10 protein-coding genes are annotated in these 9,247 nt (G+C 66.6%); 1 reads left to right on the top strand and 9 read right to left on the bottom strand.

The features are described from left to right. The 9 genes from WAW85_RS01230 to hpt all read right to left on the bottom strand — a co-directional run. The coding region (locus WAW85_RS01230; RefSeq protein WP_422557843.1) for an MspA family porin at positions 1-265 on the bottom strand (265 nt) is incomplete at its 3' end. Between the two features lie 616 nt (positions 266-881). Then, positions 882-2,090: a DUF6779 domain-containing protein gene (locus WAW85_RS01225; RefSeq protein WP_422557842.1), complete on the bottom strand. Its 1,209-nt coding sequence runs from the start codon at positions 2,088-2,090 to the stop codon at positions 882-884. A 69-nt stretch (positions 2,091-2,159) separates the two neighbouring features. Continuing rightward, complete coding sequence (locus WAW85_RS01220) at positions 2,160-2,684, bottom strand: DUF3180 domain-containing protein (protein WP_422557841.1); 525 nt, start codon at positions 2,682-2,684, stop codon at positions 2,160-2,162. Continuing rightward, entirely contained in the window at positions 2,681-3,187 is a 507-nt protein-coding gene (gene folK / locus WAW85_RS01215; protein ID WP_422557840.1) for a 2-amino-4-hydroxy-6-hydroxymethyldihydropteridine diphosphokinase, read from the bottom strand. Before folK ends, WAW85_RS01220 begins: the two co-directional genes overlap by 4 nt. Beyond that, complete coding sequence (gene folB / locus WAW85_RS01210; protein ID WP_422557839.1) at positions 3,184-3,570, bottom strand: dihydroneopterin aldolase; 387 nt, start codon at positions 3,568-3,570, stop codon at positions 3,184-3,186. Before folB ends, folK begins: the two co-directional genes overlap by 4 nt. After that, positions 3,563-4,378: a dihydropteroate synthase gene (folP, locus tag WAW85_RS01205; protein ID WP_422557844.1), complete on the bottom strand. Its 816-nt coding sequence runs from the start codon at positions 4,376-4,378 to the stop codon at positions 3,563-3,565. The genes folB and folP overlap by 8 nt, the downstream gene beginning before the upstream one ends. A gap of 25 nt (positions 4,379-4,403) precedes the next feature. Further along, on the bottom strand, positions 4,404-5,006 hold the full coding sequence (gene folE, locus WAW85_RS01200) for a GTP cyclohydrolase I FolE (RefSeq protein ID WP_422557838.1): 603 nt from the start codon (positions 5,004-5,006) through the stop codon (positions 4,404-4,406). 48 nt (positions 5,007-5,054) lie between these two features. Further along, positions 5,055-7,394, bottom strand: a complete 2,340-nt coding sequence (ftsH, locus tag WAW85_RS01195; RefSeq protein ID WP_422557837.1) for an ATP-dependent zinc metalloprotease FtsH — start codon at positions 7,392-7,394, stop codon at positions 5,055-5,057. Between the two features lie 170 nt (positions 7,395-7,564). After that, the gene (hpt, locus tag WAW85_RS01190; protein WP_422557836.1) at positions 7,565-8,125 is read right to left on the bottom strand and encodes a hypoxanthine phosphoribosyltransferase; all 561 of its coding nucleotides are present in this window, start codon (positions 8,123-8,125) and stop codon (positions 7,565-7,567) included. A gap of 334 nt (positions 8,126-8,459) precedes the next feature. Between hpt and WAW85_RS01185 the strand changes: the two genes are divergently transcribed. Continuing rightward, positions 8,460-9,065, top strand: coding sequence for a hypothetical protein (locus WAW85_RS01185; RefSeq protein ID WP_422557835.1), 606 nt, complete (start codon positions 8,460-8,462; stop codon positions 9,063-9,065). Positions 9,066-9,247: the final 182 nt, after the last annotated feature.

Here is a 9,247-nt window from a genome sequence, read left to right as displayed (position 1 = left end):
GGTAACCCAGCTCCAACGTCGCCCGCACCTTCTTGGCGCCGATGTTCTTGATCGCCGCATGCACATTCGACGACAACAGCGCCTCACCCGAGAGCGGCGAGGAATCCAGCGGAGCGATCTTGCGTACCGACTGCTGCGCAGCCGACAACTCGATCCCCAGACCTTCACGCGTCTTGTGCGTCACCGCATCGGCCGAACCGGCCAGCAATCCCGACAACGACATCACACCAACCATGGCCGCCAACGCAGTCACTCGAAACTTCATCATCACTCCCCAACAGTGGTTCTCGTACGAGCCGGCAAGCGCGCCGAACCCTCACCAACGACGCTACGAAGCCCCGCACAAGCGTAGGGAACCACTTTCAGTAAAACCAATGGTCAGAGGCGAAAAGAAGATTCCGGTCCGGAATTTTTGCCTCCGCCACCAGGGAAAATGCCGAAACGGGGCCGCAGAAACGACATCCCCAAGTGTCCAAAACGGACACCCCGGGACACTCATCAACGTGACGTCGGACACGCAAAAATGGGGGCATCTGTCGCGGGTTTCGTACGCGTACTCACAAGTACCGCGACAGATGCGTTGTGGGCGCGGCTGGTAGGCCGGCAGCGCATAGTCGACCTCGCTCAGTGCGGCCGGTGCCGCCGCGAGAAGTGGGTTCGGGCCGCCCGGTGCCACGTGCATATCGGTCACCAACGACGCTACGAAGCTGAGGCACTCGCGGGGAACGAGCTACGGGATACCTGCTGGTCACAGGCGAACAGAAGATTCCGGTGCGGAATTCTTACATCGCCGAGTCAAACACCGAAAATCGCCCACAAAAGCACTGCCGCCCACAAGTGCCACATTCTGGCACCTACGGACAGCAGTTGACGCGACTGTGTCAGTCGCGGTGGCGGCGGCCGGAGCCGCTGGCATCGGAGTTGCCTTCGCGGAGGCGGCTCAGCAGTTCCGAAGCTGGCTGGCCGCCCGTGTGGGCCCCGCCGCCGTCCTCCTGTTGCTGGGCACGACGACTCCGTTGCGGCATCGGCGGCACCGGGGGCACCTCCGGCACGGGCGGCCCTTGTGGGTGCACAGCCGGGGGTGCGTACCCCTGGGCGACGTAGGCGTCGGCCGGGTAGGTCGGTGGGGCGTAGTCGTCGGCCGAGGCTGCGGAGTAGCCAGGCCCGGACTGTGCCGCCTCGTATTGGGGCTCGGCATACTGCGGCTCGGCATACTGGGGCTCGGCATACTGGGGCTCGGCATACTGGGGCTCGGCGTGCTCCATCTCGACATATTCGACCTCGGTGTACTCCACCACCTCGTCGTACTCGACCGCGTACTCGTCTGCGCCGTCGTCGACGACGTGCTCGTCGGTCACGACCGGGATCAGATCGGTCAACTCCACATCACTCTCGACGGGGGCTGGACCAGCAGGGGCCGGGGCGTGTCGACCGGGCTCGGCGGGCGGCGCGGTGGTCTCGAAGTCGAGGCTGGCTGCGACGCGATCATCAGTGGCTGGCACGTAGCTGGCACCGGAGCGACCAGAGCCCAGTTCCCGACGACGTTCCGGGCGCAACGCCAACGGAACCTCCGGCAGCGGATTGCCCAGCAGCTTCTCCAAGCTGGCGCGCAACGCGAGGACCTGGGTCTTGAGTGCCTCGAACTCTTCGTTGTTCTCCTCGGCCACCTCATTCCGGATCGCGGCCTCGACCTCGGACTCGTACTGGCGGCGCGCCGCGATCTCGCGCTCCAACTGGAGTTCGTAGACCAGCCGCAGATCCCGACTGCGGTGCTCGGCTGTGTCGGCCTGACGGCGATACTTAGTCACCAGGATCGCGCCAATCACCGCGGCCCAGAGCGCGGCGATCACCGCGAGGGAAGCGGCCAGCGAGATGTCTTTGCGCAGCACCATCAGCAGACTTGCAATCAGGGCCAGCACGATGAACAACCCGATGAGCCACTGTCCGGTCGCCGCCGGTGCGGCCGCGCGAGTCCCGGTGGGATCGTCAGTGGCGGGAGCGACCTTGGCCGCCGAGTCCTTCGACGACCCGGCCCCATCTCGTCGGGGCGAACGACGTCCGGGTCGGGCTGCGCTGTCAGTACTGGACATAATTGCCAACTTACCTTCCCGTACCCGCCGGGCCGTACAGCGACCGCGGAGAGTCGCCCACCGCGCCGATCAGGCGGGATCGGCCGACGGCACGCTCGGCTCCGGGGTGGGATCGTCCGGAGTCCGGCAGCAGTGCTCGAGCCATAGGGCCGCGGCCACCAGGAACACGCCGCCGATCGCCCCGACGATCGTCGCCGGTGTATCAGCCACCGCCACGTCCAGATACCGGCGGCCGAGGAGAAAGACGAGCAATCCCAGCCACCCGCCGACGGCGATCGCGCCGAGTAGGGCCGACGCTCGCGCCAGCGCAAAAGCTCGAGCAACGTTGATCGGATGCAGTTGGCCCGGCGCGGGGCCAACGTTGCCGGCCGCCACCCGTGCGCGCACCAGGAACGCGACCACCACCAGCAGTACCGCCACGATGTACAGCATCAGCCCGGCCAGCCACGGCAGCGACGGGAAGCTCCCGTAGTAATAGCGGGCGGTGACGTAAAGCAGCGCGCCGGCCACCACGGCCACCGCCAGCAGATCCCGAATCCGGGTGGGCGCCAGCTTGTGTTCGTCGTCGCCGGGGGTCGTCGTCGGCTGGCTCATCGGCTACCTTCCCGCCGCACACCGTCGCGTTCCGCAGGCGGCAAGGCCGCCAGCAATTGAGCCACCGGTTGCCAGCCAGCGGCGGTCCACAGCTGCGCGTCCGGCTCGATTTCCAGCCACGGCGCCAACACAAAGGCGCGCTCGGCGGCGCGCGGGTGCGGCAGCGTCAGCTCCGGATCTGCGGACCGAACCACGCCGTCGTCGGCGTGCACCGAGATCACGTCCACATCGAGCGTGCGCGGCCCCCAGCGCACCTCGCGGACCCGATCGGCTGCCTGCTCACACTCCCGGCAAAAATCCAGCCATTGCCGCGGCGTCCAGTCCGCTTCGGCGATCACCGTCTGGTTCACAAAGTCGCGCTGATCCACACCGCCCCACGGCGGCGTCACATAGAGGCTCGACGCGGCGACGACACGGTCGCCCAGCGCGGCGGTCACCGAGGCCAGGTGGGCGCGGCACTCGCCCAGATTGGAGCCAACCGACAACACCGCGCGCGTCGTCATCCGCGCTTGGCCGGCGGGGTTTTACCGGAGCGGCGGGTCACCACAGCCACATCGTCGAAGGTCAGTGGGATCGGCGCCGACGGCTTGTGCACGGTCACTTCACAGGCGGCAATCCGTGGGTCGTCGGTCATGATGCGGTCGGCGATCTCGGCGCCGACGGTCTCGATGAGATCGCGCGGGGGTCCGGCGACGATGTCGTGCGCCAGGTGGGCCAGGGCGCCATAGTCGACGGTGTCGGCCAGCTCGTCGCTGCGCGCGGCTGGCCGCAGATCGAGCCAGACGGTGATGTCGATGAGGAAGTCTTGGCCGTCGCGGCGCTCATGATCAAACACGCCGTGATGGCCACGCACCCGCAGGCCGGTCAGTTCGATCCGGTCAGTCATGACTCGCTCCTGTCCGCCATGCTCGGGCTACCGCGACGGCGTCGCGGCTCGCGGCGACATCGTGCACGCGCACTCCCCACGCCCCGCCCGCCGCGGCCAGTGCGGACACCGCCGCCGTTGCCGTATCGCGGCCCGCCGAATCCCGGCCGCCAAGCAACGCACCCAGGAACCTTTTCCGGGAAGCCCCGATCAACACCGGGAAACCGAGGCCGACCAGCGTCGGCAACGCGTGCAACAGCGCCCAGTTGTGGTCGGCCGTCTTGGCGAACCCCAGCCCCGGATCCAGAATCAACCGGTCCGGATCGACGCCTGCCGCGATCGCCGCGTCGACCTGCGCCAGCAGTTCCCCGGACACCTCGGCAACAACATCACGGTAGCCTTCGGCGTCGTCGTGCCGGTGCGTGAAGTGCCGCTCGCCCGCACCATCGGACGGCCGCCAGTGCATCAGGATCCACGGCAGCCCGGACTCGGCCAGGACTCGGCCCATATCCGCATCGGCACGACCACCCGACACATCGTTCACATACGCTGCGCCCGCGTCGATGGCGGCCGCGGCGACGCTGGCCCGCATGGTGTCGACCGAGACGGTGATGCCCTCCCCGTGCAGGGCTGCAATCACTGGCACCACCCGGGCCACTTCCACGTCCGGCTCGATGCGATGGGCGCCGGGCCTGGTCGATTCACCGCCCACGTCGACGATATCGGCGCCCGCTGCCGCCATCGCCCGACCGTGCGCGAGAGCCGCGTCGATGTCCAAGTAGCGGCCGCCGTCGGAGAACGAGTCAGCGGTCACGTTGAGTACGCCCATCACCAGCGTTCGGCCGCGATTCACGTCAGCGCGTGATCAGGTCGAGGGCTTCACCGCGCGATACTGCACTGGTCTGGAAGATCCCCCGCACCGCCGACGTCGTCGTACTGGCACCGGGCTTGCGGATACCGCGCATGCCCATGCACAGGTGCTCGGCCTCGATCACCACGATCGCGCCGCGCGGGGAGAGCCGGTCCATCATTGCGTCGGCGATCTGACTGGTGAGCCGCTCCTGCACCTGGGGGCGCCGCGCGTACAGGTCGACCAGTCGAGCAAGCTTGCTCAGCCCGGTCACTTGGCCGCTCGCCCCCGGGATGTAACCGACATGCGCGACGCCATGGAACGAGACCAGGTGGTGCTCGCACGTCGAATACATCGGGATGTCCTTGACCAGCACCAGCTCGCGATGGTCCTCATCGAAGACGGTGGCCAGCACCTCGGACGGATCGGTATAGAGCCCGCCGAACATCTCACGGTAAGCATTGGCCACCCGTTGCGGGGTGCGGCGCAGGCCTTCCCGGTCCGGGTCCTCACCGACCGCGAGCAGCAGCTCACGCACGGCAGCCTCCGCCCGTTCCTGGTCGAAAGCCCGGCCGTCGGCGGTGATCAACGACTCCTCGTCGCTCATGCAGCAATCCTTCGTCGTCACACTGGTCGTCAGTTGTTGCGCTAGTCGTCAGTTGTTGCGCGGGTCATCGGTCGGCGGCCAGCCCGGCGCCTGCCAGTCGCGCGGGGCACCGTAGTCCGGCCAGGTACCGCCCGGATGTGGCTGGCCGTTCTGGCCGTTCTGGCCGTTCGGGTCGCCACTGTGGCGGCCGCCGCCGTTGGACGGACCCGGCTGCGCCGGGAACGGTTGGCTCGGCGGCGTCTGCCCCGGGTACGGCTGACCGTAGACCGGCTGACCGTTCTGCGGATCGTGGCCGTACTGGGGCTGACCGTATTGCGGCTGACCGTATTGCGGCTGACCATATTGGGGCTGGCCGTATTGCGGCTGACCATATTGGGGCTGACCCTGCGGGGGCTGACCGTATTCACCCTGCGGGCCGACGGCGACCGGCTCGGGCACCGGCGGCCACGGTTCGCCACGTTCGGCAGCTAATTCGGCCGGTGTCTGGATCGGCGGCTTAGTGCTGGGCGTGCGCTGCCCGAACTCGCTGAACTCGGTCATCCTCGGACGCTTCTCGATGTCGCCGAGGATCTCCTGCAGATCCTTGCGGACCAGCGTTTCCTTCTCCAGCAGTGCCGCCGCCAACTCATCGAGCTTATCGCGGTGAGTGTCCAGAATGCGCCACGCTTCGGTGTGCGCGGCCTCGATCAGACGCCGCACCTCGTCGTCGATCTCGGCGGCGACGCCCGCCGAATACTCCGGGGTGCCACCGCCCATTCCGCCGCGGCCCATAAACGGGTCGCCCTGTTCGTGCCCGTAGCGGACCGCACCGAGGCGGCCGCTCATGCCGTATTCGGTGACCATCGCGCGCGCAATTTTGGTGGCCTGATCGATGTCCGAGCTGGCACCCGTGGTCGGCTCGTGGAAGACGAGTTCTTCGGCCGCACGACCGCCCATCGCCATCACCAGGCGGGCGATCATCTCCGAGCGCGTCATCACGTCTTTGTCCTGCTCCGGCACGGCGAGGGCGTGTCCGCCGGTGCGGCCGCGGGCCAGGATGGTGACCTTATAGATCGGGTCCAGGTCGGGGGTGCCCCACGCGGACAGGGTGTGGCCGGCTTCGTGGTAGGCGACGATCTTCTTCTCGTGTTCGCTGATCACTCGGCTCTTGCGGCGCGGGCCGCCGACTACGCGATCAACCGCTTCTTCCAAAATCTCACCGGTGATGACCGTCTTGTTCTCCCGGGCGGTCAGCAGCGCCGCCTCGTTGATCACATTGGCCAGGTCGGCGCCGGACATGCCGGGGGTGCGCTTGGCCAGTCCGTCGAGGTCGGCGTCCGGAGCGATCGGCTTGCCCTTGGCGTGTACCTCGAGGATGGCGCGGCGGCCGGCGATGTCGGCGTTGCCGACCGGGATCTGCCGGTCGAAGCGGCCCGGACGCAGCAGCGCCGGGTCCAGGATGTCGGGGCGGTTGGTGGCCGCCATGACAATGACCCCGGAACGCTCGCCGAAGCCGTCCATCTCGACCAGCAACTGATTCAGCGTCTGCTCACGCTCATCGTGACCGCCGCCCATCCCCGCGCCGCGCTGGCGGCCGACGGCGTCGATCTCGTCGACAAAGATGATGCACGGGCTGTTGGCTTTAGCCTGCTCAAAGAGGTCACGGACCCGGGAAGCGCCGACGCCGACGAACATCTCCACAAATTCCGAGCCGGAGATCGTGTAGAACGGCACCCCGGCCTCACCGGCGACGGCGCGCGCCAGCAGCGTCTTACCGGTGCCGGGCGGACCGTAGAGCAGCACACCCTTGGGAATTTTGGCGCCGAGCGCCTGGTAGCGCGCCGGATTCTGCAGAAAATCACGGATCTCGTCGAGCTCTTCGACGGCTTCGTCGGCACCGGCGACGTCGGCGAAGGTGGTCTTGGGCATGTCCTTGGTCAGTTGTTTGGCCTTGGATTTGCCGAAGCCCATCACGCCGCCGCGTCCGCCACCTTGCATGCGGCTCATCACGAAGAAGAACAGGCCGAAGAGAATGATCATCGGGAGCACAAAGATGATCAGCGACTGCCAGATCCCGGACTCTTTGGTGATGTTGGTCTGGTAGGGCGCGCCGGTAGCGGTCACCGCCGCGAAGATCCGGTTCGACACCCCAGACGGATAGAGCGCCTCCACCTTGGTGACGTCCTTGTCACCGACCTTGACCGGCGTGTTCGTGGTGATCCGCAGCCGCTGCTCGCGGTCGTCGATCTGCACGTCCTTGACGTTCTTATCGTTGAGCTGGGCCATCGCCACCGAAGTGTCCACGGTGGTCCACTCGCTGTCGCCCGAGCGCAGGGCGGAGAAGCCCCACAGGGCAAGGATGATGACGGCCACGACGGCCAGATTCCGGTACAGCTTCTTTCGGTTCATGCTTTTGTGCCGGTATCGCGCACCGCTCCCCTGTTCGGGCCGGCGCGCGGACCTTTTCCCTTCGGTGTGTCACCCGCGTTCGCGAGTTGCTTCTACGAGGCTACCTGGCAACTCGGTACAACCGGCGCGCTGTTCGGCCTGGGCGAACGCCGGAAGCCGTGGCAGCGCGCTCAGGTGGAGTAAACGGCCGGGTCCAGTCGGGCCACGAAAGGCAGATCGCGGTAGCGCTCGGCGTAGTCAAGGCCGTAACCGATCACGAACTCGTTCTCGATGTCGAAGCCGACGTCAGCGACCTGCACCGGCAGCGCGACGGCGGCCGGTTTACGCAGCAAGGTGACCACTTCCAGTGACCGTGGGCTACGCGTGGCCAGGTTCTTCATCAGCCAGGTAAGCGTGAGACCGGAGTCAATGATGTCCTCGACAATCAGCACGTCCCGGCCGGCGATGTCGCGATCGAGGTCCTTGAGGATTCGCACCACCCCGGACGACGACGTCGACGAGCCGTAGCTGCTGACCGCCATAAATTCCATCTGGTTCGGGACCGGCAGCGCCCGCGCCAGGTCGGTCATGAACATGACCGCGCCTTTGAGCACGCCGACCAGCAAGAGATCGTCCGGCGCGTCGGCGTATCGTTCGCCGATCCGAGCGGCCATCTCCGCGGTGCGGTCCGCGATCTGCTGCTCGCTGATCAGGATCTGTTCAATGTCTGTTTCCGGGTACCCGTGCGCCACGCGTCCAAGCTTCCCACATCCACTCGGATCGGGTAGCAGCGCCACGATGGAGGGCGCGCCGGAGTCTCGCCGATGCCGATGTCGCGTCCTACCCGGCGCCGAACAACGGGTACGCGTGTGCCCTGCTGGGGCCATTGAGGCGGAAGCGCCTTCCTTGTCCCCCAAATGAGGGTCGCATGTTCGGATGAAGTTTCCGCCTCTACACGATTCCGCTGGGAACGTCTAGCGATTCGCGGCTATCGTCATACCGCTGGTGCCACGCTGTATCCCTAACTGTGACCTATGGCGCCGTTCATCCCCACCTGGCCTGCGGGCCCAGACCAGGAGATTCTGAATGACTCTCTTCCGACGCGCGCTCGTAGCCGTGCTCGCTATCCTTACGATTCTGCCGTTTACCGTCAGCCAGGCTCACGCGGCGCCCAAGGCCGCCACCGCCAACGCCACTGTGCAGCGGAACACCGATAACGTGGTGATTCGGATCGCCAACGGCAGCATGGCCGTCGAAGACGGCTACCTGCTGGTCCGCAACGATGCTGGCAAGACTGTCGACAAGTTCAACCTGACCTTCGTCGCACCAAATAAGGCTGAACACGATGTCGCGGCGGCCGTCAACGGCCGCACGGCAATCCTGACCCCGAACAAGGTGGCCAAGCGCAAGCCCGGCCAGATTGTCTGCGGTCCACAGACGCGCGCGCAGCGCGATCAGGAAGCCCTGACCACCATGGCCACCGAAATGGGTGTTGCAGTAACTATCGGCACCCTGGTTGGCACTGGTATCGGCGCTATCCTTGCCCTAACCACATTGGGCGCACTTGGCATCGCGATCCCGATCGGTGCGTTGGTCGGTGTCGCACTGGGCTTGGGTGGCGCGGCGATCTCGGGCACCTTCACCCGCTACTTCCAGACCGTCAACTCACCGTTCAAACTGAAGTTCTGCTGACCCGGTATCGGTCAGCGTACCGCGCGGCCGACCGTCAACTCCGAAACCCGCCTCGTCACCACGAGGCGGGTTTCGTCGTTTCCACCGACGGCCACCGGACCCTGTCCGTGCCAGGCGGTAATCAGCGCCGCTACCTGCGCCACCGTCCGGGCCCTTGGCTCAGCGGCGCCGCAGTCCTGCAG

Origin of the sequence: Gordonia sp. (in: high G+C Gram-positive bacteria), assembly GCF_049299075.1 — a bacterium.
In the GTDB taxonomy this organism is placed as follows: domain Bacteria; phylum Actinomycetota; class Actinomycetes; order Mycobacteriales; family Mycobacteriaceae; genus Gordonia.
This window is presented reverse-complemented; position numbering and strand designations above follow the sequence as displayed.

Coding starts and splice junctions, on each gene's coding strand:
- WAW85_RS01225 (WP_422557842.1), bottom strand. CDS start 2,090: ATGTCCAGTACTGACAGCGCAGCCCGACCCGGACGTCGTTCGCCCCGA.
- WAW85_RS01220 (WP_422557841.1), bottom strand. CDS start 2,684: ATGAGCCAGCCGACGACGACCCCCGGCGACGACGAACACAAGCTGGCG.
- folK (WP_422557840.1), bottom strand. CDS start 3,187: ATGACGACGCGCGCGGTGTTGTCGGTTGGCTCCAATCTGGGCGAGTGC.
- folB (WP_422557839.1), bottom strand. CDS start 3,570: ATGACTGACCGGATCGAACTGACCGGCCTGCGGGTGCGTGGCCATCAC.
- folP (WP_422557844.1), bottom strand. CDS start 4,378: ATGGGCGTACTCAACGTGACCGCTGACTCGTTCTCCGACGGCGGCCGC.
- folE (WP_422557838.1), bottom strand. CDS start 5,006: ATGAGCGACGAGGAGTCGTTGATCACCGCCGACGGCCGGGCTTTCGAC.
- ftsH (WP_422557837.1), bottom strand. CDS start 7,394: ATGAACCGAAAGAAGCTGTACCGGAATCTGGCCGTCGTGGCCGTCATC.
- WAW85_RS01185 (WP_422557835.1), top strand. CDS start 8,460: ATGACTCTCTTCCGACGCGCGCTCGTAGCCGTGCTCGCTATCCTTACG.